The organism is Myxococcus eversor, assembly GCF_010894455.1.
GTDB classification, from domain to species: Bacteria; Myxococcota; Myxococcia; order Myxococcales; family Myxococcaceae; genus Myxococcus; species Myxococcus eversor.
On the sequence record NZ_JAAIXY010000003.1, the window covers coordinates 199,810 to 221,936 of the forward strand.

The 22,127-nt window shown below is 69.7% G+C and carries 21 protein-coding genes; 10 read left to right on the top strand and 11 right to left on the bottom strand.

Annotated features, from left to right (window positions below; translation table 11 throughout):
• The first annotated feature begins 1 nt into the window (after position 1).
• The 6 genes from G4D83_RS07615 (at position 2) to G4D83_RS07640 (ending at position 6,034) form a co-directional block, all read left to right on the top strand.
• Positions 2–1,045, top strand: a complete 1,044-nt coding sequence (locus G4D83_RS07615; protein WP_163864015.1) for a class I SAM-dependent methyltransferase — start codon at positions 2–4, stop codon at positions 1,043–1,045.
• An 83-nt stretch (positions 1,046–1,128) separates the two neighbouring features.
• The gene (locus G4D83_RS07620) at positions 1,129–2,574 is read left to right on the top strand and encodes a UbiA family prenyltransferase (protein WP_163864016.1); all 1,446 of its coding nucleotides are present in this window, start codon (positions 1,129–1,131) and stop codon (positions 2,572–2,574) included.
• 13 nt (positions 2,575–2,587) lie between these two features.
• Entirely contained in the window at positions 2,588–3,979 is a 1,392-nt protein-coding gene (locus G4D83_RS07625) for an FAD-binding oxidoreductase (RefSeq protein WP_163864017.1), read from the top strand.
• A gap of 24 nt (positions 3,980–4,003) precedes the next feature.
• Positions 4,004–4,741, top strand: coding sequence for an SDR family oxidoreductase (locus G4D83_RS07630; protein WP_163864018.1), 738 nt, complete (start codon positions 4,004–4,006; stop codon positions 4,739–4,741).
• Between the two features lie 64 nt (positions 4,742–4,805).
• Complete coding sequence (locus G4D83_RS07635; RefSeq protein ID WP_163864019.1) at positions 4,806–5,396, top strand: Uma2 family endonuclease; 591 nt, start codon at positions 4,806–4,808, stop codon at positions 5,394–5,396.
• A gap of 50 nt (positions 5,397–5,446) precedes the next feature.
• Positions 5,447–6,034 (top strand): Uma2 family endonuclease, encoded by a 588-nt coding sequence (locus G4D83_RS07640; protein WP_163864020.1) that lies wholly within the window; start codon positions 5,447–5,449, stop codon positions 6,032–6,034.
• A 26-nt stretch (positions 6,035–6,060) separates the two neighbouring features.
• Here the strand turns inward: G4D83_RS07640 and G4D83_RS07645 are convergent, their stop codons facing one another.
• Positions 6,061–7,176 (bottom strand): aldo/keto reductase, encoded by a 1,116-nt coding sequence (locus tag G4D83_RS07645; RefSeq protein WP_163864021.1) that lies wholly within the window; start codon positions 7,174–7,176, stop codon positions 6,061–6,063.
• 90 nt (positions 7,177–7,266) lie between these two features.
• On the opposite strand from G4D83_RS07645, the gene G4D83_RS07650 reads away from it, so the two are divergent.
• On the top strand, positions 7,267–8,178 hold the full coding sequence (locus G4D83_RS07650) for a LysR family transcriptional regulator (protein ID WP_163864022.1): 912 nt from the start codon (positions 7,267–7,269) through the stop codon (positions 8,176–8,178).
• A gap of 9 nt (positions 8,179–8,187) precedes the next feature.
• On the opposite strand, the gene G4D83_RS07655 is transcribed toward G4D83_RS07650, so the two are convergent.
• The 3 genes from G4D83_RS07655 to G4D83_RS07665 form a co-directional block, all read right to left on the bottom strand.
• Positions 8,188–8,964, bottom strand: a complete 777-nt coding sequence (locus G4D83_RS07655) for an alpha/beta fold hydrolase (protein ID WP_163864023.1) — start codon at positions 8,962–8,964, stop codon at positions 8,188–8,190.
• Positions 8,965–9,111: 147 nt separating this feature from the next.
• Positions 9,112–9,675: a regulatory protein RecX gene (locus tag G4D83_RS07660; protein ID WP_163864024.1), complete on the bottom strand. Its 564-nt coding sequence runs from the start codon at positions 9,673–9,675 to the stop codon at positions 9,112–9,114.
• Between the two features lie 279 nt (positions 9,676–9,954).
• Positions 9,955–11,643, bottom strand: coding sequence for an alkaline phosphatase family protein (locus G4D83_RS07665; RefSeq protein ID WP_163864025.1), 1,689 nt, complete (start codon positions 11,641–11,643; stop codon positions 9,955–9,957).
• A gap of 133 nt (positions 11,644–11,776) precedes the next feature.
• On the opposite strand from G4D83_RS07665, the gene G4D83_RS07670 reads away from it, so the two are divergent.
• Both G4D83_RS07670 and G4D83_RS07675 read left to right on the top strand, forming a co-directional pair.
• A complete protein-coding gene (locus G4D83_RS07670; RefSeq protein WP_163864026.1) occupies positions 11,777–12,709 on the top strand; it encodes a LysR family transcriptional regulator in 933 nt (310 codons plus the stop codon).
• A gap of 101 nt (positions 12,710–12,810) precedes the next feature.
• The gene (locus G4D83_RS07675) at positions 12,811–14,166 is read left to right on the top strand and encodes a hypothetical protein (protein WP_163864027.1); all 1,356 of its coding nucleotides are present in this window, start codon (positions 12,811–12,813) and stop codon (positions 14,164–14,166) included.
• Positions 14,167–14,171: 5 nt separating this feature from the next.
• On the opposite strand, the gene G4D83_RS07680 is transcribed toward G4D83_RS07675, so the two are convergent.
• Both G4D83_RS07680 and G4D83_RS07685 read right to left on the bottom strand, forming a co-directional pair.
• Positions 14,172–15,281, bottom strand: coding sequence for an MBL fold metallo-hydrolase (locus G4D83_RS07680; protein ID WP_163864028.1), 1,110 nt, complete (start codon positions 15,279–15,281; stop codon positions 14,172–14,174).
• Between the two features lie 94 nt (positions 15,282–15,375).
• Positions 15,376–16,419, bottom strand: a complete 1,044-nt coding sequence (locus G4D83_RS07685) for an SDR family oxidoreductase (RefSeq protein WP_163864029.1) — start codon at positions 16,417–16,419, stop codon at positions 15,376–15,378.
• Positions 16,420–16,511: 92 nt separating this feature from the next.
• Here G4D83_RS07685 and G4D83_RS07690 point away from each other — a divergent pair, with 92 nt between their 5' ends.
• Entirely contained in the window at positions 16,512–17,153 is a 642-nt protein-coding gene (locus G4D83_RS07690; RefSeq protein ID WP_163864030.1) for a TetR/AcrR family transcriptional regulator, read from the top strand.
• A gap of 6 nt (positions 17,154–17,159) precedes the next feature.
• Here G4D83_RS07690 and G4D83_RS07695 read toward each other — a convergent pair whose 3' ends face one another.
• The 5 genes from G4D83_RS07695 to G4D83_RS07715 all read right to left on the bottom strand — a co-directional run bounded on the left by G4D83_RS07695 (position 17,160) and on the right by G4D83_RS07715 (position 21,995).
• A complete protein-coding gene (locus G4D83_RS07695; protein WP_163864031.1) occupies positions 17,160–18,257 on the bottom strand; it encodes an NAD(P)/FAD-dependent oxidoreductase in 1,098 nt (365 codons plus the stop codon).
• 61 nt (positions 18,258–18,318) lie between these two features.
• Positions 18,319–20,025, bottom strand: coding sequence for a fatty acyl-AMP ligase (locus G4D83_RS07700; RefSeq protein WP_163864354.1), 1,707 nt, complete (start codon positions 20,023–20,025; stop codon positions 18,319–18,321).
• Between the two features lie 44 nt (positions 20,026–20,069).
• Entirely contained in the window at positions 20,070–20,348 is a 279-nt protein-coding gene (locus G4D83_RS07705; protein ID WP_163864032.1) for an acyl carrier protein, read from the bottom strand.
• Complete coding sequence (locus G4D83_RS07710) at positions 20,341–20,916, bottom strand: isoprenylcysteine carboxyl methyltransferase family protein (protein ID WP_163864033.1); 576 nt, start codon at positions 20,914–20,916, stop codon at positions 20,341–20,343. The genes G4D83_RS07705 and G4D83_RS07710 overlap by 8 nt, the downstream gene beginning before the upstream one ends.
• Positions 20,910–21,995, bottom strand: a complete 1,086-nt coding sequence (locus G4D83_RS07715) for a type III polyketide synthase (RefSeq protein ID WP_163864034.1) — start codon at positions 21,993–21,995, stop codon at positions 20,910–20,912. The genes G4D83_RS07710 and G4D83_RS07715 overlap by 7 nt, the downstream gene beginning before the upstream one ends.
• Positions 21,996–22,127 lie beyond the last annotated feature (132 nt).

A 22,127-nucleotide genomic window follows, 5' to 3' on the forward strand; every position in this document is an offset into this window, starting at 1 on the left:
CATGCGGCTGGGGCTCAAGGCGGACAACCTGCTGGAGCGAGTGGCGGACTGGTTCAACCTGGCCCCCCAACCCCTGGCCCACGCCTTCTTCGGGATGATGGCCTCGCGCACGCTGATGGCGGGCGTGCGGCTGGGCATCTACGCCGCGCTGGCGGATGGCGCGGCCACCTCGGAGGCCCTGGCGGCGCGGTTGAAGCTGTCTCCGGAGGGGACGCGCTCGCTCCTGGAGGCGCTGATAGCGTGCGAGGCGGTGGAGCGTCAGCGCGACGGCCGCTACCGCCTGGCGCCGCGCTCGAAGCGGTGGCTGGACCCGCGCTCGCCCAAGTACGTGGGCGCGTTCCTGGAGTTCAACTACGCGCAGTGGGATTGGTGGACGGGGCTGGAGGGCGTGGTGCGCTCGGGCGAGGCGGTGGACATCCACGACTTCGCCCCCGAGGACCCGCGCTGGCGCGACTACATCCACGCCATGCACCAGCTCGCCCGGCTGGCGGCGCCGGAAGTCGCGGGCGCCATCCCCCTGCCCCGAGGCGCCAAACAGCTGTTGGATCTGGGCGGCGCCCATGGCTGGTTCGCCGCGGAGCTGTGCCTGCGCAACAAGGGCCTCAAGGCCACGGTGCTGGATTTGGAAGGCAGCGTGCGCGTGGGGCGGGACATCATCGCCTCCGCGGGGCTGAGCCACCTCGTCACGCACCAGGCCGGGGACATCCTCACCGCGGAGCTGGGCGGCCTCCATGACGGGGTGCTGTTGTTCCAGGTGATGCACCACCTGACGCCCGCGCAGAACGTGGCGCTCCTGCGCCGCATCCGCGCCTCGCTGGCGCCCAAGGGGACGCTGGCCGTGCTGGAGTACCTGCGCGAGGACATCCAGGACCCGACCAGCTCCGCGCCCCTCATCGGCCTGCACTACTTCGTCACCTCGGGCGCGGACGCCTACACGCCCGCGGAGGTGGAGGGCTTCCTCGACGACGCGGGCTACCGCATCGAGAGCAGCCGACCCATCCGAAACCTCCCCCTCCAGACGCTGCTGATCGCCCGACTCGACTGAGCGGTGCCCTGGCGGGCGGAGGGCCGTGCGCCCTTCCCGCGCCCGGAAGCCGTCCGACAGGGTAGCCTTCGCCTCCGCTTCCCATGCTTCCAGAGACACCCCTCTCCGCAGACCCGCCAGACGTGGCGCTCGCCGTCGACCTCGACGGGACGCTGGTGCGCACCGACACGCTGCACGAGAACCTGCTCGTGCTCTTCAAGCGCGCGCCCTGGCTGCTCCTGCTGATGCCCCTGTGGGTGCTGAAGGGCAAGGCGTACTTCAAGGCGGAAGTGGCAAAGCGGGCGGGGCTGGATGCCACCCAGTTGCCGTACAACGAGGAGCTGCTCGCGTTCCTCCACGAGGAGAAGGCGCGAGGCCGCAAGCTGGTGCTGGCCACGGCGGCGGACCAGCGAATCGCGCAGGCCGTCGCCGCGCACCTGGGCCTCTTCACGGAGGTCCACGCCAGCGACGGCACGGTGAATCTGTCCGGCGCGCGCAAGCTGGCGAAGCTGAAGGCGGCGCTGGGCACGTTCGACTACGCGGGCAACGACGCGGTGGACCTGCCGCTGTGGCGCGAGTCGCGGCACATCGTGGTGGTCCACGCGCCCGCGGGCGTGCTGGAGAAGGCGCGAGCGCTGGGGCGCCACGTGCACCGCGTCTTCGAGAAGCCCGCGGTCGGCCCGCGCGTCTGGGTGAAGGCGCTGCGCGTGCACCAGTGGGCGAAGAACGCGCTCGTCTTCGTGCCGGTGCTCGCCGCGCACAAGGCCGCGTCGCCGGACCTGCTCGCCCAGGCGATGCTGGCCTTCGTGGCGTTCAGCCTGTGCGCCTCCAGCGTGTACGTGCTCAACGACTTGTTGGATTTGGACGCGGACCGGCGGCACCCGACGAAGAAGAAGCGTCCCTTCGCGGCCTGCGCGCTGCCGGTGAGCGTGGGCGTGGCCCTGGCGCCGGTGCTGCTGCTCGCGGGAGCGGCGGTGTGTCTGCTGTTGCCGCCCGCCTTCTCCGCGCTGCTGGCGACGTACTACGCGATGACGCTGGCGTATTCGCTGCGGCTCAAGCAGGTGGTGATGCTGGACGTGCTGGTGCTGGCGGGCCTGTACACGGTGCGCATCTTCGGCGGCTCGCTGGCGGTGGGCGTGCCCACGTCGAGCTGGCTGCTCATGTTCAGCATGTTCCTCTTCCTGTCGCTCGCGCTGGTGAAGCGGCTGAGCGAGGTGCGCCGGCTGCGGCTGTCCAACGAGACGACCGCGCACGGGCGCGGCTATCTGGCGCAGGACTACGAGCAGCTCGCCAGCCTGGGCGCGGCGGCGGGCCAGGTGTCCGTGCTGGTGCTGGCGCTGTACATCACGTCGAAGGAAGTGACTGTCTATTACGACCACCCGGAGCGGCTGTGGCTGTTGTGCCCGGTGATGCTCTACTGGGTGGGCCGCATCTGGGTGCTGGCGCATCGCGGGCAGGTGAACGAGGACCCGCTCGTCTTCGCGCTCAAGGACAAGGTGAGCTACGCGGTGGGGCTCGTCTCAGCCCTGGTGCTGTGGGCGGCCACGTGAGAGGGCTTCCGCGATGAAGTCACTGGAGTCCTGGGGGCGCTACCCCCAAGTCGAGCAGCGCACGCAGTCGCTGACGTGGCGCTCGGACGCGCTGCCGCGAATCTCCGGCTCGGTGCTGCCGCACGGGCTGGGGCGCAGCTATGGCGACTCCTGCCTCAACGGGGGCGGGACGCTGCTGCTCACCTCGGGGTTGGACAAGCTCATCGCCTTCGACGCGGCCACGGGCGTGGTGCGCTGCGAGGCGGGCGTCACGCTGGACACGCTGTTGCGACTGGCGGCGCCGCGCGGCTGGTTCCTGCCGGTGACGCCGGGCACCAAGTACGTGACGGTGGGCGGCGCCATCGCCAACGACGTGCACGGGAAGAACCACCACCGGGGCGGGACGTTCGGCCGCTACGTGCGCCGCTTCGAGCTGGTGCGCTCGGATGGCAGCCGCCGCCTGTGCGCGCCAGACGAAAACCCGGACTGGTACGGCGCGACGATTGGCGGCCTGGGGCTCACCGGGCTCGTCACCTGGGCGGAGGTGCAACTCAAGCCCATCAGCAACCCGTACGTGCTCCAGGAGACGGTGCCCTTCGGCAACCTGGACGAGTTTCTCGTCGTGGCGCGCGAGTCCGAGGCCGACCACGAGTTCACCATGGCGTGGGTGGACTGCCTGGCGCGCGGCAAGAAGGTGGGACGGGGGCTGTTGTACCGGGGCAACTTCGCGCCGCCGCAGTTCGACGGGCTTCCTTTGGCGAAGAGCCATCTGTCGCACGGCATCGGCCTCGCGGTGCCGATGGACATGCCGGCGTTCTGTCTCAACCGGCTGTCGGTGTCGGCGTTCAACTGGCTCTACTTCCATCGGCAGAACGGCAAGCCGAAGCAGCGGCTGACGCACTACGACCCGTTCTTCTATCCGCTGGATGCCATCTACGCGTGGAACCGCATCTACGGCAGCCGGGGCTTCCTCCAGTTCCAGTGCGTGGTGCCCTACTCCACCGCGCGCGACGCGCTGAAGGACATCCTGGAGCGCAGCGCTCGCGGCGGGCTGCCCAGCTTCCTGTCGGTGCTGAAGACCTTCGGTGACATCCCCTCGCCGGGATGGATGTCCTTTCCTCGTCAGGGCGTGACGCTGGCCATGGACTTCGCCAACCGGGGGGAGAAGACGTACCGGCTGGTGGAGGAGTTGGACCGGGTGACGCGCGAGGCGGGCGGCGCGGTGTACCCGGCGAAGGACGCGCGGATGAGTCCGGAGAGCTTCGCGGCGTACTTCCCGCGCCGCTCGGAGTTCGCGGGGTACATCGACCCGGCGTTCTCGTCGTCGTTCTGGCGGCGGATGAATCCGGTGACGATGCCCTTCTCCCTGGAATCGGAGCGCGCTTCCGGAGCGCCGCATCCCAAGTCCTTGCTTGCGCTTCGCTGACCTCTCTCCGAGATTGCCGACCCCATGAAGAAAGTGCTCGTTCTCGGCGCCACCAGCGCCATTGCCCAGGCGACGGTGCGGCTGCTCGCCGCGCGCGGTGCCTCGCTGTACCTCGTGGGCCGCAACGCGGAGAACCTGGACGCGGTGGCGAAGGACGCCGCCACGCGGGGCGCCGCGAAGGTGGAGTCGAAGGCGGTGGACCTGAACGACTTCGCCGTGCACGAGGCGCTGGTGGACGGGGCGTTCCAGGCGCTGGGTGGGCTGGACGGCGTGGTGCTGGCGCACGGTGTGTTGGGAGACCAGGCGGAGGCGCAGCGCTCGTGGACGGCGACGGAGGCGGTGCTGCGCACCAACTTCCTGAGCGCGGCGTCATTGTTGACGGTGCTGGCCAACCGCTTCGAGGCGCAGAAGGCCGGCACGCTGGTGGTGATTTCGTCGGTGGCGGGAGACCGGGGCCGGCAGAGCAACTACGTGTACGGCACGTCGAAGGGCGCGCTGACCGTGTTCCTCCAGGGCCTGCGCAACCGCCTGGCGAAGTCCAACGTGGCGGTGGTGACGGTGAAGCCGGGTTTCGTGGACACACCGATGACGGCGCACCTGCCGAAGAACAAGCTGTTCGCCTCGCCGGAGAAGGTGGCGCGCGGACTGCTCAGCGCCGCCGATTCGCGCAAGAACGAGGTCTACGTTCCCGGCATCTGGGCCATCATCATGCTCATCATCAAGAGCATCCCGGAATCCGTGTTCAAGAAGTTGAAGCTCTAGCTGTAAACGAACGCCGTCAGCGGCGCGGCTTGTCGGACGGCCCTGCTATCTCCACACTCGGGGCATGGCCTACGGCAAACGCGAAACAGAGGGTGTCGCGACCCTCGCCGACATCGAGGCCCTGCCCGAGGGCGTCGTGGGCGAGGTCATCGAAGGAACGTTGTATGTGCATGCCCAGCCGCGTGCTGGGCACATGGACCTTATTGGAGCCTTGAACGTAGTGCTCCGTGGTCCGTTCCAGCAGGGCATCGGTGGACCAGGCGACTGGTGGATTCAGATGAAGCCAGGGGTTCGGCTGGAGTGCTCGCCTGAGTTCGTTCCGGACCTCGCGGGATGGCGCAAGGAGCGGGTGGCGCTGTTTCCGGCGGGCTGGTGGTCCCTGCCTCCGGATTGGGCCTGCGAAATCCTGTCACCGTCGACGCGTGGCTACGACACACGCATCAAGCGCCCGTTCTACGCGAGGCTGGGAGTCCAGCATCTGTGGTTCATCGACCTGGACACGCGCACGCTCACAGTGAGCGAGCTGCGCGATGGACTCTGGACGGAAGTGGGGAACTACGGTGATGCGGACGTCGTCCGCGTGCCTCCGTTCGACGACATCGAGTTGAAGCTCGGTAGGCTGTGGCCGCTTTTGGAGACACCCGACACCGAGTAGCCGCCTCCACGCGGCTTGTCAGACCGCGCTGCTATCTCCACACTCGGGGCATGGCCTACGGCAAGCGCGAGACAGGGGGTGTCGCGACCCTCGCCGACATCGAGGCTCTGCCCGAGGGCGTCGTGGGCGAGATCATCGATGGAGCGCTGTACACGCATGCCCGCCCTGGTGGCGGACATGTCTATTTCGGGCTGAGACTCTTTGGTGAGCTGGATGGTCCGTTCCAGCTCGGAAACTCCGGGCCCGGCGGCTGGTGGCTCATGGTCGAGCCCGGCGTACAGGCCTCGGGCTCCCCCGAGTTCATCCCGGACCTCGCTGGCTGGCGACGAGAACGCGTCGCCACACTCCCCGAACGGCAGTGGACCACGGAACCCGACTGGGTCTGCGAAATCCTGTCGCCGTCGACACGTGCGTATGACCTGCGCATCAAGCGCCCGTTCTACGCACGCCTCGGAATCAAGCACCTTTGGTTCATCGACCTGGACTCACGCACGCTCACCGTGAGCGAGCTGCGTGACGGGCAATGGGCCGAGCTGGGCATCTACAACGAGGACAACGTACTCATCCGAGTCCCACCCTTCGAGGACCTGGAGCTGCGCTGGGGCTGGCTCTGGCGCGTTCTTCAACGCACCGACTGAGCCAACCTCCAGCGCGGGCATGACACTCAGCGCACCGCCGGACGGAACCACGTCGGCTCGGCGCGCACGGACGTCCCGCCAGTGAACATGCCGCTGGTGAAGAACGCGTTCTCGAAGAAGATGTACGGGTGCACCAGCTCCGGGCGACCGGCGGCGGCCAGCTTCGCCGACTGCGCCTCCGGAATCTCCACGTCCAGGGCACGCAGGTTCGCCTCGAGCTGCTCCAGCTTCGTCGCCCCGATGATGGTGGACGCCACCCCCGGCCTCCGGGTCACCCACGCCAGCGCCACCTGCGCGGGCGGCTTGTCCAACTCCCGCGCCACCTCCATCAGCGTGTCCACGATGCGCCAGTTCTTCTCCGTGAAGAGCTTCTCCATCCCAGGATTGCCACGTCCCTGGACGGCCGGCAGTCGGCCCTCGCCCTTCGCGACCAGCCCCTCTCGCGCGTACTTGCCCGACAACAACCCCGACGCCAGCGGGCTCCACGGGGTGATGCTCGCCCCCAGCTCCAGCACGGCCGGGATGTGCTCCCGCTCGATGTTGCGCTCCACCAGCGAGTACTCCAGCTGCAACGCGACGATGCGCTCCCAGCCCTCACGCTCCGCCAGCGTCTGCGCCCGCGCGAAGTACCAGGCCGGCACGTCCGACAGGCCGATGTAGCGAATCTTCCCCGCCCTCACGAGGTCCGTCAGCGTGCTCATCACCTCCTCCATCGGAGTGATGCCGTCCCACGCGTGCATCCAGTACAGGTCCAGGTAGTCCGTCTTCAGCCGGCGAAGCGAACCCTCCACCGCGCGGTGGATGTTCTTGCGGCCGTTGCCTCCCGCGTTCGGGTCTCCAGGCGACGTGTTCACCGTGAACTTGGTCGCGATGACGGCGCCGTCACGCCCACCCTGCTTCGCGAAGTAGTCCCCGATGATCTCCTCGCTCGTGCCGTTGGTGTAGCCGTCCGCCGTGTCGAGGAAGTTGCCCCCCGCCTCCAGGTAGCGGGCCAGCAGGCGGTGCGCCGTGTCCTTGGGGCTGCCCCAGCCCCACTCCGTGCCGAACGTCATGGTCCCCAGGGCCAGCGGGCTCACCCTCAACCCCGAGCGCCCCAGCAGGTGGTAGCGGGAAAGCGAGCCGATGCGGTTCGTCGTCGTCATGCGTGCCTCCGTGAATGACCTCAAATTGCCGCCCGAGGGCTTTTCGGAGAAGCGGCACGATTCGAAAGCACTGTTTAGGATGGCTTCATAATGGCACTGACCCCACTCAACGAGCTGGCCGTGTTCGTCTCCGTCGCCCGGCACAAGAGCTTCACGCGGGCCGCGAAGGAGCTGGGTGTCTCCACCTCCGCGGTGAGTCAGTCCGTGCGGCTGCTGGAGGAGCGCGTCCAACAAGCGCTGTTCTTCCGGACCACGCGGAACGTGTCGCTCACCGACGCCGGCCAGCGATTGCTGGAGCGCGCCGCGCCCGGACTGGAGTCGGCCCTCAACGCGCTCGAACACCTGTCCGCCGACGCCACCCAGCTCACCGGCACCCTGCGCCTCACGGTGCCCGGCATCGCCCTGGCCAGCGTCATCGAGCCGGTGCTGCCTCGCTTCCTCCGGGAGAATCCCCACGTCCACGCGGAGGTGCGCGTGTCGGACAGGCTCGTGGACATCGTCGAGGAAGGACTCGACGCGGGATTGCGGCTGGTGGAAGCCGTGGAGAAGGACATGGTGCAGGTGCGCCTCACGCCCGCCTTCCGCTTCATGGTCCTCGCCTCCCCGGCCTACCTGAAGCGCCACGGCACTCCGCTGCGCCCCGAGGACCTGGCGAAGCATGACTGCATCACCTACCGCGCGCCCACGACGGGCCTGCCCTATCACTGGGAGCTGGAGCGAGGACGCAAGGAGCTGCGCGTCCAGGTGAAGGGCCAACTGGCCACGGACCACGCCGAGGTCATGTTCCGCATGGCGGTGGCGGGCGTGGGGCTGACCTATCTGGCGGAGCTGCAGGTCGCCCCTGCCCTGCGTGCGGGGACCCTCGTGCCGGTGCTGGAGGACTGGGCGCCCTCCGTCCCAGGCATCTTCCTGTACTACCCCCACCGCGCCCGCGCCTCACCACCGCTGCGCGCGTTCATCGCCCTGGCGCGCAAGCTGCTCCCTACCCACGGCCCCGCTTGAGCCGACGCCTCACGCTGGCAGCGGCGGCTCCGCGAGGAACGCCAACGCCGTGCGCGCGAAGGCCTCGCGCTGCTCCCCATAGATGGGGCCATGGCCACCGCCGGGGACGACCCACAGTCGGGACGCGGGAATGGCGCGGTACAACTCCACCGACAGCTCCAGCGGATAGAGCGGGTCCTGGTCTCCCTGGACGAGCAGCGTCGGCGCACGCACCGTGCCCAGCAGCGGCGGCGTAAAGGTCATGTCGTCGAAGCTGTTCGCGAAGCCTCGGCCGTGTCGCCAGAGCTCGCGAATCTGCGCGTCTCCGTGGACGTGCTTGGAGCGCATGTCCGCCCACTCCGCCTCGGTGCGCGATTCCTCCGTGAAGGTGGCCATGATGCGGCGGGCCTGCGCGGGGTAGTACGGCGTGCTGGAGACGAGCACCATCCGCTCCACGCGGCCCGGCGCTCGCGTCGCGATGTGCAGCAGCGTGTTGCCTCCCAGGCTCATGCCGATGGCGCGGAAGCGCTCGATGCCCAGCGAGTCCAACAGCGCGAGCACGTCCGCCGCGCACTGGCGCGTGGTGAAGTCCTCCGACGGATTGCCGCTCCGGCCGTGGCCTCGCAAGTCCGGGATGACAAGCCGGTACTGGCGAGCGAGCGCATCCAAATCGAACACGTGGGCCCAGTCCGCGCCCGTTCCCGTGAAGCCGTGGAGGAGGACGAGCGGAGGTCCGTCGCCCAGCAGCGTGTGATGCAGCAATGGGCCATCGAGCGTGGCCGTGCGCGGGTCTCTCGTCGCGTTCATCTCCTGCCTCCCGTGAGGGACCGAAGGGGTTCCGGTCGCGAGGGGAAGTACGGGAGACCCGTACAACTTGATAGCTGCGTTCTTTTCCGCAAAACTGCTTCGCGGCACCACGGCATGGGAGTTCACGCTAGGCCGGACGTCGCAGCGCTAGTCGAGTGCTCCGTCGATGATCTTCTTGGCGACGCCGAACGAGAAGCCGGCGCGAGCCAGCGCCGCGAGGTCGCGTTTGCGATTCTCCTCTCGCTTCGCCAAATCTTTGCGGAAGGGACCCAGTCGCTTCTTCCGGGCCCAGATGCGCGCGGCGTCTTCGTCGGAGACCTCCGCGGTGGCCAGCGCCACCTTGCGCTGCACCAGGTCCGCGTCCACGCCCTTCATCCGCAGCTTCTGGGCAATCATCCGCGTGCTGCGGCCGGAGGCGCGCAGCGACTGTGCCTTCATCCCCGCATAGGTGTCGTCGTTGATGAGGTTGTTGCGGACGAGCTTCTGCGCGAGCGCGTCAATCCACCCGAGCGCCTCGGTGCGGTCTCCGCCGTGCTCCTTCACCGAGCGGTCCACCCGGCGCACCAGCACGCGCTTCAACTGGCTCACCGTGGAGGCGTAGCGCTTGACGTAGTGGAGCGCCACGTTCTCCAGATAGCGGGCGGACACCTTCCGGGGTCGCTTCTGCTTCCTGGGAGGCCTGCTGTCCTGTCCGGTCCGGTCGTCGTCCACGTGGCCCCCTATCTACCAGGGGCGTCTGACCCGGACGCGAAACAAGAGCCCACAAGTCCTCAACACCCGAGCGGGCGGCCGAGCGGCACACCCGCCTCCTCGCGACTCAACGAGTTGGAATGACACAGCTCGTGGGCACGGGCGTCCCGAACGCCAGAGCCGCACAGAGAGATGAAGCGACACAGCCAGCGGGCGCGGGAGTGCCGGGCGCCAGGGCCTCGCAGAGAGGTGGAGCGGCGCAATTCGCGGGTGAGAGGGAGTGCTGGGCACCAGGGCCGTTCAGAGAGGCGGAGCGGCGCAGCTCGCGGGCACGGGCGTCCCCGGCGCCAGGGCCTCGCACAGGGGGCTTCCCGAGGCCTCCGGCAACGTCACGCCCAGCCACGTGGCCAGTGTGGGCGCCAGGTCCAGCGGAGTAACAGGTCGCCCCTGGCGCACGGCGGAAAGCCCCTGGCCGAAGAGGATGAGCGGCACGTGGATGTCGTACTCGTATGGCGTTCCGTGGGTGCTCGCATGCTCGTCGTCCGGAGCCAACAGCACATGCGGGTCCGCGATGATGACCAGCTCTCCGGACCGCTCCGCCACGTATTCGCCGCGCACCCTCCGCGCGAAGCCCTGCTCACGGCCCGCGCTCACGTCCGAGGCGGAGATGACATCGGCGATGCCCGGCAGCACGCGGACCGCCTTGCGCGCCACCTCGACCGCCTCTTCCAGCCGCACCTTCCTCGCCTTCAACCGCGCCTGCCGCAGATACAGGTGCGGCGCGCTGAAGGCCTCCACCCAATCGTCCGCACCGAACGCCTGGTCCAGCGCCGCATCCACCGCGCGCGTCACGAGCGTCCCCGACATGCGCTGCTCGGCCCGAGCCGGCGCGGGCGCCATCCCATGGTCCGCGCTCACGGCCACCAACACCTTCGACAACCCCACCTCTCGCTCCAACGACTCCAGGAACACCGCCAGCGCCCTGTCCAGCCGCAGCAACATGTCCACCGTCTCGTGGCTCTCCGGACCAAAGCCGTGGCTCACCACGTCCACGCTCGACACGCCAATGGCCAGCAAGTCCCTGGCACCGGGGCGCGTGCCCAGCGCTTCGGCCCTCACGCCCGAGAGGGCGAACTCGAACAACCTCTCCGCGCCCAGCGGCGTGTAGAGGAAGGCATCCTCGGTGGTGAGCGGATGGGGGAACGTGCGTCCCAGTCCCTCGGGTGGACGCTCACGGGCATCGTCGTCCGGCCCCAGGGCGGCGTACGTCGCCACCTCCGCGCCTCGCGCCCACGCGCCACCCTTCTGGGAGACCTGGGCGTCATTCCAGGTGGAGACCCAGGACGGCAGGTGCTCCGCGTGGTGACGGCTCGTCGTGAAGCCCTTCGTGCCCCACCAGTATGCCTGTCCCCGGTGGCCTCCCAACATGATGGCGGCGCGGTCCTTCAACGAGACGGACAGCACGCGCGAAGAAGCCCCATGCGTCGCGAGCAACCGGTCCCCCAACGTCGATACTCGGAGGCGCCGGGGTGACACGCCCTTGCCCTTCGGGTCATCCAGCGGAGGGCTCGCGGAGTCGCGCACGCAGCTCACCTCCGCGCCGGACTCCCGCTCGTACCACTCGTTGGAGATGATGCCATGCACGCCGGGCAGCGCCCCGGTCGCCAGCGTGGCATGCCCCGGACACGTCTTCGTCGTCGCATAGGGATAGCGCGCGGAGTCGAAGACGGTGCCGCCCTCGAGCAATCTGCGGAAACCTCCCGGCCCCATCCGGTGACGCCAGCGCTCCAGGTCGTCGTAGCGCAGCCCATCGAACACCAGGAACACCACCAGCGACGGACGCACCTCCTCCACCGATGACACCACGGCCCTCGTGGGCCCCCGGGCCGGAACCACCGCGCGCGGTCCTGGCTTGCCCGAGGACGACTCCACCTCCCGCGCCACTCCCGTCCCCGCGCCCAACACCATCCACAGCCAGCCGACCGACACGAATGTCCGACTCCACGAACCCGTCATGACTCCACCTCCGACACCGCGTATCCCGCGATGTGGAGGGCATCCTGCGAGCGCGCCTCTCCATCAATCCAATGGATAGACTGGATGAAGCCTATAGAATCATTCGATGGACCTGGACCCTCGCTACCTGGAGACCTTCCTGACGGTGAGCCGCGAGCGGGGCTTCAGTCGCGCGGCCACGGTGCTGCACCGGACGCAGCCGGCGGTGAGCTACCAGATTCGTCAACTGGAGCAGCAGCTCGGCACCGTGCTCTTCGACCGCACGACGCGACGACTCACATTGACCGACGCGGGCTCGAAGCTTCACGCGCTCTGCGAGCGCTTCTTCGACGAGTTCGGCCAGCTCGCGCGCTCCTTCAAGGAAGGCGACACCCGACCCGCGCCGCTGCGCATCGCCTCCGTGAGCGGCTTCGGCCGCCATGTGCTCTATCCCCTCCTCGCGAGCGAGCTGGCCGCGTCGCCCTACTCGCTCCGCTTCCCCACCGCGGATCAGGTCTTCGCCTCCCTGGAGGATGGCGCCTGCGACGTGGGCTTCGTCTACCTGCCCCATGTCTCCAGCAGACTGCTCACGGCCCCCGTGTGGAGAGAGGAGCTCGTGCTCGTCGGCCCGCCCCAGGCGCGAGGACGCGCGTTCCCCCAGCTCGCGGACTTCGAGGACCTCGCCTTCATCACGTATGACGAGTGCGAGTACGTCTTCGGCAAGTGGTTCGAGGGCCACTACGGACGACAGCCGCGCTCCGTCCGGGGCACGTACCACTTCGAGGAGTTGGAGGAGGTGCTGGGCACGGTGGCCGCCGGGCACGGCTGGTCCATCCTCCCCGACCACTGTGTCGCGCAGGCCGCGCGTCAAGGCACCGTCGTCATACCCCCCGCACCGAGCCGCCAGCCCGTGGTCAATCTCATCTACGCCGTGCAGAGGGCGAGCGCTCCGGAGAACCCCCTGGCCCGCCGAATCATCGAGGCCCTGCGCACCCAGGGCGAGCAGCGTGGACACTCCTCCAAGCCGCGACGGAAGGCCCCCCGCCGCACCGCGCGATAAGGCGGCCCTGTCCCACGGCACGCGCTCGGACACCGTCACCGGACCCGCGGAGTTTGAGGCATCCGCTGCTCACTGACTACGATTGAGCGCCAGAGCCCGCCATGACCACCGCCACCCCTCTTGCCTCCGAACCAGGGCCCGTCGCTCCAGTGCCCGTGGCCCCCGTCACCCCCGCCCCGGAACCCGCACCCTGGAGTCTGGCGACGCGCGTCGCGTTCCGCTTCGTCTTCGCCTACGTCATCATCCAGGGCTTCGCCTTCCCACTGGACGCACTGCCCTTCATCGGCACGACCCTGTCCACGGCCATCTCGGACGCCTGGGAGCGCGTCGTGCCCTGGGTCTACAGGCACGTGGTCGGCGGGCAGGAGCTGTCCACCGCCACGTCCGGCAGTGGGGACAAGGCCTTCGACTACGCGCAGACGGGCCTCTTCCTTGCGCTCGCCCTCATCGTCGCGTCCGCGTGGTCATTCATCGACCGGCATCGGACGCGGTACGTGAAGGCCCGCGATTTCCTGCGCGTCTACGTCCGCTACCTCCTGGCCACGACCATGCTGTCCTATGGCCTCGCCAAGGTCTTCAAGTCACAGTTCCCCTTCCCTTCCGTGGAGCGCTTGACTCAACCCGTGGGCGAGCTCTCCCCCATGGGCCTCCTGTGGACCTTCATGGGCTACTCCCCGGGCTACAACCTCTTCACCGGAGGCGCGGAGGTACTGGGCGCGCTGCTGCTCTTCTCCCGGCGCACCACGACGCTCGGCTCGCTGGTCGTCATTGGCGTCATGTCCAATGTGGTGGCGCTCAACTTCTTCTACGACGTCCCCGTCAAGATCTACTCCACGCAACTCCTGCTGTACGCCGTCCTCCTGCTGCTGCCTGACTTGCGACGCCTCGCCGACGTCCTCGTGCTCAACCGCGCCACGCAGCCCGTCACGCTCGCCACGCCCTTCACCTTCTCCACTCGCACCACCTGGGCCCTGCTTGGCGTGAAGCTCCTCTTCATCGGCTGGATGCTCCACTCCCACGCCAGTCGGACGATGGAGGGATACGCGAAGTGGGGCGATGGCTCACCCATTCCTCCGCTCTACGGACTCTACGAAGTCGAATCCTTCACGAGAGCGGGTACGGAGGTCCCTCCGCGCATGGGCGATACGACACGATGGCGCAGCTTCGCCATCGGCCGCCGCAGCCGGCTGACGCTCCGGAAGATGGACGACTCCACGCAGCGCTTCCAGGTGACAGTGAGCGTGGCGGACCGGACGCTCGTGCTCGCCGACAGCCCCGCTGCGGACGCGAAGAAGACGACCCTCACCCTGGAACAGCCAGACGCCGAGCACCTGGTCATCCAGGGCACCTTCGAGGGCGCCCCCGTCGACGTCCGCGCGCGCAAGGTGGACACGTCGAAGCTCCAGCTCCTCAGCCGGGGCTTCCACTGGGTCCAGGAGGCGCCGTTCAACCGCTGACGTGACTAGTCGACGACCGCCGTGTCCTGGTGGCAGAGCCCCGCCAGGGCAGCGGCCGTCGCGGGCAGCGGCTCCACGTAGCGTCCCTCGCCGAAGCCGAGCGCCCAGAAGCGCGGGCGCACCTCCTCCCGCGACAGCAACCGCAGCAGCAGGAACTTCGCCTCGTCCTGCCCGTCGAAGGCCATGGGGAAGGTGTTGTGGTGCATGGCCACGGACGTGGAGGAGTTGAGCACCTTGTGCGCATCCAGGGCCTCGCGCGGCCCCATGTGCACCGTGTGGATGATGCGCGGACGGAACGCGCCAATCGGCAGCACCGACAGCCGCATGGGCCCGAAGCGCGCGGCCACCATCGAGAAGTGCGGACCGAAGCCCGTGTCTCCCGCGAAGAGCACCGGCCCTCCCGTGGTGGAGAAGACGTAGCCCGCCCACAGCGTCTCCGACACGTCCGTGAGCCCCCGGTTGGAGCGGTGCTGCGCGGGCACCGCCGTCACCTTCACCTCCGGCGTCACGTCCGTGGACTGCCACCAGTCCAGCTCCTCCACGTTCCGGAAGCCCTCGCCCTCGAGCAGCGCCTTGTTGCCCAGGCCGACGATGAAGCGCGGATGGTGCGCCTCCTCCAGCCGGCGCAGCGTGGGCAGGTCCATGTGGTCATAGTGGTTGTGGCTCACCACCACCACGTGGATGGGCGGAAGGTCCTCGAAGCGGATGCCCGGCGGATGCACGCGCCTGGGCCCCACGAAGGGCACCGGGCTGGGCCGGTCCGAATAGATGGGGTCCGTCAGCACATTCACTCCGTCCGCCTGGAGGAGCACGGTGGCGTGGTTGATGAGCGTCACCTTCAGCCTGCCCGGCCCCACCCGCTCCGGAGGGGGCCTGCCCGGCGTCAGCTCCTCGTACTCCCGCCACGCGCCGCGAGGCTCCTTCAGCGCGGCCTCCACCAGCGCCGTCGCCTTCAGCTCCGGCGCGTCCCCGATGTTGTGGAACTTCTCGCCATCGAAGTGCGCGAGCGGCGGCCCCTGGTGACTCGGGCCCGCGAAGAGGCAGCCACCGAGGAGCGGCGCGCACAGCAACAGGAACAGAACCGTCGAGGTGGGGGACTGGCGGTCCAGAGGCATGGCAACGACGCTCCATCGAGGCGACACACGCACCCTCCGGCAGGGCGCGCTGGGGACCCATCGTAACGACAGGGGGGGCGACGCGCAGGACTCTTCAGGGGGACGTGGCGACCTGGGGCTTCGTGGCGACGGGCGCCGCTCCGAGCTTGTGCTCGCGCAGCCACGCCACCGTGTCCCGCAGCGTCTCCTCCAACGGACGGAACGACGCCCCCAGCTCCCGCCGCGCCTTCGTCGAGTCCACGCGCAGCTTCGCGTGCATGGTGCGCACGCCCTCCACCGTCAGCGACGTCTCTCCTCCCGTCAGCCGGGCCCACGTCTGTCCCGCCGCCCCCAGGGCCACCGCCAGCGCATGCGGCAGCGTCCGGCGCGGCCCCTTCACCCCCGTCACCCGCTCCAGCGCCTGGGACAGGGTGGCCAGGTCCACGAACTCGCCACCCACCAGGTACCGCTCGCCCGCACGGCCCTTCTCCGCCGCCACCACCGTGGCCTGGGCCACGTCGCGCGCGTCCACCAGCGACCCGCCTCCGTCGAGCAGCGCCGGCATCTTCCCCGCGAGGAAATCCAGGACGAACTGGCCCGCGCCCGTGGGGCCCGAGTCCCAGGGCCCGAACATCCACCCCGGCAGGACGTAGACCACCTCCATGCCCGAGCGCGCGCCGAAGGCATTCAGCTCCCGCTCCGACTCCACCTTGCTCTTGAAGTACAGGTTGGCGGAGGCCACGGGCGCGGGCGGCGTCTGCTCGTCTCCGGCCGAGCCGTCCGGCTTCGTCCCCACCGTCCCCGACGAGCTGATGTCCACGAAGCGCTTCACCCCGCGCAGGTGCGCCGCCTCGGCCAGCTCCACCGTGGCCTTCACGTTGATGGCATACAGCTTCGGCCAGTGGTCGCCGGCCGCGTAGTATTCACGGAAGTAGGCCGCCGTGTGGATGACCACGTCACACCCTTCCAGCGCGGCCGCGAAGCCCTTCACGTCCTGCATGTCCCCTTCCACCACCTCCACTCCCGTCAGGCCCCCCAGCACCTTGCGCGCCTTCGACGGCGAGCGGGCCAGCGCCCGCACCGTGTGCCCACCGGCCACCAGCGCCCGCACCACATTGGTCCCCAACAGGCCCGTGCTTCCCGTCACGAATGCGCGCATCCCGCGCCTCCAATCGATATGAACACCGCTCAGATAAGAAGCGGTCTTAACGGTGTCAAGATGAACGACAGCCTGGCAAGGGAGCAGGGGCGATGACGACCCGGGGCGTGAAGAAGCCGGCCGCGCCGCGACGGCGGTCCTACCACCATGGGGACCTGCGCCAGGCCCTGGTGGACGCGACGCTCAAGCTCATCGCGACGGAGGACGTGGGCGCGGTGTCGCTGCGCGAAGTCGCCCGGCGGGCCGGCGTCACGGCGGCGGCGCCCTACCACCACTTCCGGGACAAGGATGCGCTCCTGGCGGCGGTGGCGGAAGAGGGCTACCGGGCGCTCAACCAGCGGATGGACGAAGCGCTGTCGAGCGTCCGGGCACCTCGCACCGACAGCCAGTTGCGGGCGCTTGCCCGGTGCTACGTGCGCTTCGCCGTGGAGCACCCCGCGCACTACCGCGTCATGTTCCGGCGCGAGTGGAGCGACGAGGAGAAGTACGCCAGCCTGCACACGGAGGGCATGCGCGCCTACGGGCGGCTCCAGGCGCTGGCCCAGGAGGCGAAGGAGGCCACGGGCGACAAGGTGGACATGGACACGCTGGCCTTCACCATCTGGGCCTGGGTGCACGGCCTGGCGGCGCTGTGGAATGAGGGGCCGCTGCGCAAGAAGTCGCGGAGCGACTCCATCGAGCCGCTGCTGGAGCGCTCCACGGAGCTGTTCGTCGGGTGGGTGATGGCGAAGTAGCGCCCGTCACGCCACGACGGCGTGGAGGATTTTCTCGAACATCCAGGGGCTTCGGCCCAGCAGTCGGACGATGGGGCGCCGCAGCCCGGGCCTTCGCGCCAGCATGAGCAGCGCGCGCGTGGCCCACGCGTACTTGCGGAACACCTGCTGGAAGCGCCGCTCGTAGGGGCGCAGCACCTGACTCGTCGCGCCCTTCGTCAACGCGTCCGGCAACAGCGTCCCCAGCGACTCCGCGCACGCGAAGGCCAGCGACAGTCCTTCACCGGTCAGCGCGTCCACGTAGCCCGCGGCGTCACCCACCAGCGCGAAGCGGTCCGCCACGCGCACCCGCGCCACTCGCGCCAGCGGCCCCGCGCCGCGCACCTGTGAGTCCGGCGTCGCGACGAGCAGCCGCTCCTGGAGCCGGGGGAAGCGCGCGAGCAGCGTGTCGAAGCCGACGCGCCCTTCGACTCCGCCGTCCTCCCACAGGAAGGCCAGGCCCACGCGTCGCGCACCGGCGGGCGTCACGTACGCCTCCACACCGTCGGCGAAGTGCACCTCGACATAGGGCGTCCACGGGGCCAGTTGGAAGTGCCTGCGCAGCCCGAAGCGCCGAGGCCCGTCCGCGTCCACCTCCAGGCCCTCCGCGCGCCGCAGCGGCGAGCCCAGCCCGTCCGCGGCCACCAGCATCCGCGCCTCCACGGGCCCCTCCGCCGTCTCCAGCGTCACCCCGTCATGCCCACGCCGATGCGACAGCACCTGCGTGCGCTCGCGCAGCTCCACGCCCACGTCCCGGGCCCGCGCCACCAGCGCCGACGCGAGCGCCACCCGCCGCACGCCCAGCCCGCCCGGCCTCGGCAGCAGGCCCTCCGCCGTGCTGCCGTCCTCCTGCACGTAGCGGATGCCCACGAAGGGCGAGCTCTCCGCGCGGTCCAGGTACGCCAGGGCGCCCAGGCGCTCCAGCGCCGCGAGCCCGGAGGGCATCAGCCCCTCGCCGCAGGCCTTGTCCGCGGGCAGCGTCGCGCGCTCCAGGACGACGGTGTTCAGCCCGCGCACCGTGGTGTGGATGGCCACCGCCAGTCCCGCGGGCCCTCCGCCCACCACGGCCACGTCATACCGTCTCACGTCTCGTGCTCCGCCTGGACCATGGCCAGCGCGCCGCGCGCCATCTCCACCATGCACCGTCTCATGACTCGTGCTCCGCCCGGGCCATCGCCAGCGCGCTGCGCGCCATCTCCACCGCCATGCCCACCATGCCCACCTTCTTCGGCGGCGTCAGCTCTCCGGACAGGTAGCGACGCAGCGCCTCGCCCCGGCGCAACTTGCCGCTCGACGTCCGGGGCAGCGTCCCCGGCTCCAGCAGCTTCACCGTGTGAGGCCTCACACCCGTCGCCTCCACCACCGCCGCGCGGATGCGCTCCTCCACGTCCGACGCCTCCTCCGCGCCGCCGCGCTCCGCGAGGATGAGCAGCGCCTCGTCCTGGCCGCCCTCGGGCGTGAAGCCCAGCGCCACCGCGCAGCCCGTGCGCACGCCCTCCACCGCCTGGAGCGGCTCCTCGAAGGACTGCGGCGCGTGGTTGGCGCCCCGGATGATGACCACGTCCTTCGCGCGGCCCGTCAGGTACAGCTCACCGTCCGCGATGAAGCCCTGGTCTCCCGTGTCCAGCCAGCCATCCAACGTCAGCGCGCGCCGCGTGGCGAGCGCGTCACCGAAGTAGCTCTCCATCAACGAGGGGCCTCGCGTGAAGACAGCACCCACGCGGTTGTCCGGAAGCACGCTGCCCTGCGCGTCGCGCACCTCCACCTCGAAGCCCGCCACCGGCGAGCCCACGCTCACCAGCATCCGCGAGCCCTCCTCCACCCGCCCCTCGCACGCCAGCACCGTCGGGTCCACGCCCAGCGAGCGCGGCCCCCTGCCCCCCGGCGGGAAGGTCACCGCGAGCGACGCCTCCGACAGCCCGTACACCGGCCGCAGCGCTCGCGCAGAGAAGCCCCAGCGCTCGAAGCGCTCCGCGAAGCGTTGCAGCGTCTCCGCCGACACCGGCTCCGCGCCGTTGAGCGCGTGCTTCCACGAGGACAGGTCCACGCCCTCCATCTCCGCGTCCTTCACCCGCTTCAGGCACAGGCCATAGGCGAAGTTGGGCGCGGGAGAGATGAAGCCCCGGTGCCGCGACAGCGCGCGCAGCCACAGCGCGGGCTTGACCAGGAAGACCTCGGGCGGAATCAGCACCAGGCTGCCGGGATAGTGCAGCGCGGACAGCAGACAGCCGATGAGCCCCATGTCGTGGTACAGCGGCAGCCAGCTCACCCCCACGCGCGACGTGTCGGGCGACACCGGCATCGCCACCTCCAGCGCCATCACCTGCGACAGCAGCGCCCCGTGCGTCAGCGCCACCGGCTTCGGGTCCACCGTGGAGCCGGAGGAGAACTGGATGAGGCCCAGCGCCGCCGGGCCCACCGATACCTCGCGCTCGTCGTCGCCTCGCGACGCCTCCTCCACCGTGTGACAGCCCAGGCGCGGACGGGACCTCTCCACGCTGGGCCCCAACAGCAGCCGCACGCGCGAGTCCGTCAGCACCAGGCTCGCCCCCGTCACCTGGAGCATCCGCGCGGTGGCCCGGTGGTACTCCTCCAGGCGCCCCAGCCGCACGGGCGGGTACAGCGGCACCGGCACCGCGCCCGCGAGCAGCGTCCCGAAGAAGGCATCCATGAAGCCCGGCGAGGTGGGCAGGAGCAACGCCACCCGCTCGCCCTCGCGCACGCCCAGCCGCACGAGTCCCGCCGCCGTGCGCCGCGCGCGGCGGTACACGTCGCCCCAGGGCAGTGACTCCTCGCGCTCGGCCGCGTCGACGAAGGTCAGCTTGAAGGGCGTCTCCCCGGCGGCCGCGAGCATCGCGTTCACCGTGGGGAAGCGCACCTTCGGCAGTGTGGGCCCCCTCACGAGCGGACCTCCGTGGGCGGGCGCGCCGTCGAGGCGACCCGGCGCACCACCAGCTTCGCCAGGTCCGACACCGTGCGCACCCCCTGCGCGTCCTCCTCCGACAGGCGGATGCGGAAGCGGTTCTCCAGCCCCACCGCCAGCACCGTCAGCCCCAGGCTGTCGAGCTGCAAATCCCTGACGAGGTCGTGCTGGGGCTCCACCACGCCCTTCCACTCCAGCTCATCGGCGGCGATGCGACGAATCTCCGCCACGACTTCCAGTTCGAGTTCAGCCACGGGGCACCTCGGGGAGGAAACGGGGACGGTGGGAGAAGGCGCGCGCGTACGCGTCCCCCAGCGCCGCCTCCTCCGCGCGGATGCGCACGGAGAGCAGCACCAGGTTCCCCACCGAGAAGAACACGGCCGTCCACCAGGCGCCGTGGATGAGCGGCACACTCGCCAGCTCCAGCACCACCGCGACGTAGTTGGGATGGCGCAGGAAGCGGTACGGGCCGCCCATCACCGGCGGCAGGTCCGGCACGACGATGATGCGCGAGTTCCAGCGCGGGCCCAGCGTGCTGATGGCCCAGTAGCGCAGCCCCTGCGCCGCCACCGCGCCCCCCAGCGCCACCCAGCTCCACGCCCCCAGGAAGGGCCGGTGCAGGAGGAACACCTCCGCCAGGCACGCCACGAGGAACAGCGAGTGGAACACCACCATGAAGCGGTAGTGCGGCTGCCCCGTCTCCACCCCGCCCCGCGCGAAGGCCCACGCGGCGTTGCGCTTGGAGAGCACCAGCTCCACCAGTCGCTCCACCCCGAGCAGGCCCATGTAGCCCAGGAAGACGGCCTGTGTGCCGGTCACCATCGCAAGAGCACCATCTCCGCGCAGAACCCAGGCCCCATGGCCATCATCAATCCGTAGTCCCCGGGCTTCGCCGCCACCTGCTCCAGCGTCTCCCCCAACACGAACAACACCGAGGCCGAGGACAGATTCCCCACTTCGCGCAAGGACGCCCAGGAGCGCGCCAGCGCGTCCTTGTCCAGCTCCAGCGCCTCCTCGAAGGACTCCAGCACCTTGGGCCCGCCGGTGTGCGCCACCCAGTGACGGATGTCACCGCGCTTCAATCCCTGCGTCGCGAGGAAGCCGTCCACGTTGCCCTGGATGTGGTCCTTCACCAGTTGGGGCACCTTCGCGGACAGCACGACCTTGAAGCCCGAGTCCACGACGTCCCAGCCCATGATGCGCTCGGAGTCCGGATAGAACACCGAGCGCGAGGCCACCACCCGGGGCCCCTTCGCGCCGGGAGCGTTGGCGCCCCTGAGCACCGCGCAGGCCGCGCCGTCACCGAAGAGGCCGGAGGCGATGATGTTGGGGATGGACAGGTCCTCGCGCTGCAGCGTCAGCGAGCACAGCTCCGCGGAGACGACGAGCGCGGTGTGCGTGGGGAAGGCGCGCAGGTAGTCCGCCGCCCGCGCCAGGCCCGCCGCGCCCGCGACGCAGCCGAGCCCGAAGATGGGCGTGCGCTTGAGGTCCTCGCGGAAGCGCAGCCGGTTGGCCAGCCGCGCCTCGATGCTCGGCGTGGCGATGCCCGTCACCGTGACGAAGAAGACGTGGTCCACGTCCGCTGGCACCAGCCCCGCCTGCTCCAGCGCCTGACGCACGACGACTTCACTGAGCGCCGTGGCCTCGCGAATCCAGGCGTCGTTGCGCTGCTGGAACGTCACGAGCGCCGGGTACGCTTCAATGGGCATCGCCAGGTAGCGGCCCCCCACCTGGACGTTGCGATGAAGGTCCTCGAGCCGCTCCAGGTTGAAGTGGCGCCTGGCCCACAGCTCCCGGAAGGCCGCGATGAGCTGCTCCTGCGAGGCATAGTGGGGCGGGAGCGCCCGGCCCACCGAACGAATGAAGGGCGCGCTGCTGTCCTGGCCGGATGCGCTGTGCATGAAGGTCTCGGGGGTCCGTGCGGCGGTCAGGACCCCACGCTTAGCTGGAACTCGGGACAGACGCGATATGGCTCGCGGGGACTTGAACGAGTCCTGACGCCGGGCGCCCCTCGCACTGTCGCGCGGTCGACG

Coding starts and splice junctions, on each gene's coding strand:
- G4D83_RS07715 (WP_163864034.1), bottom strand. CDS start 21,995: ATGCACAGCGCATCCGGCCAGGACAGCAGCGCGCCCTTCATTCGTTCG.
- G4D83_RS07685 (WP_163864029.1), bottom strand. CDS start 16,419: ATGCGCGCATTCGTGACGGGAAGCACGGGCCTGTTGGGGACCAATGTG.
- G4D83_RS07645 (WP_163864021.1), bottom strand. CDS start 7,176: ATGACGACGACGAACCGCATCGGCTCGCTTTCCCGCTACCACCTGCTG.
- G4D83_RS07670 (WP_163864026.1), top strand. CDS start 11,777: ATGGACCTGGACCCTCGCTACCTGGAGACCTTCCTGACGGTGAGCCGC.
- G4D83_RS07620 (WP_163864016.1), top strand. CDS start 1,129: ATGCTTCCAGAGACACCCCTCTCCGCAGACCCGCCAGACGTGGCGCTC.
- G4D83_RS07625 (WP_163864017.1), top strand. CDS start 2,588: ATGAAGTCACTGGAGTCCTGGGGGCGCTACCCCCAAGTCGAGCAGCGC.
- G4D83_RS07655 (WP_163864023.1), bottom strand. CDS start 8,964: ATGAACGCGACGAGAGACCCGCGCACGGCCACGCTCGATGGCCCATTG.
- G4D83_RS07650 (WP_163864022.1), top strand. CDS start 7,267: ATGGCACTGACCCCACTCAACGAGCTGGCCGTGTTCGTCTCCGTCGCC.
- G4D83_RS07635 (WP_163864019.1), top strand. CDS start 4,806: ATGGCCTACGGCAAACGCGAAACAGAGGGTGTCGCGACCCTCGCCGAC.
- G4D83_RS07615 (WP_163864015.1), top strand. CDS start 2: ATGCGGCTGGGGCTCAAGGCGGACAACCTGCTGGAGCGAGTGGCGGAC.
- G4D83_RS07630 (WP_163864018.1), top strand. CDS start 4,004: ATGAAGAAAGTGCTCGTTCTCGGCGCCACCAGCGCCATTGCCCAGGCG.
- G4D83_RS07640 (WP_163864020.1), top strand. CDS start 5,447: ATGGCCTACGGCAAGCGCGAGACAGGGGGTGTCGCGACCCTCGCCGAC.
- G4D83_RS07690 (WP_163864030.1), top strand. CDS start 16,512: ATGACGACCCGGGGCGTGAAGAAGCCGGCCGCGCCGCGACGGCGGTCC.
- G4D83_RS07675 (WP_163864027.1), top strand. CDS start 12,811: ATGACCACCGCCACCCCTCTTGCCTCCGAACCAGGGCCCGTCGCTCCA.
- G4D83_RS07710 (WP_163864033.1), bottom strand. CDS start 20,916: ATGGTGACCGGCACACAGGCCGTCTTCCTGGGCTACATGGGCCTGCTC.
- G4D83_RS07700 (WP_163864354.1), bottom strand. CDS start 20,025: ATGCTCGCGGCCGCCGGGGAGACGCCCTTCAAGCTGACCTTCGTCGAC.
- G4D83_RS07680 (WP_163864028.1), bottom strand. CDS start 15,281: ATGCCTCTGGACCGCCAGTCCCCCACCTCGACGGTTCTGTTCCTGTTG.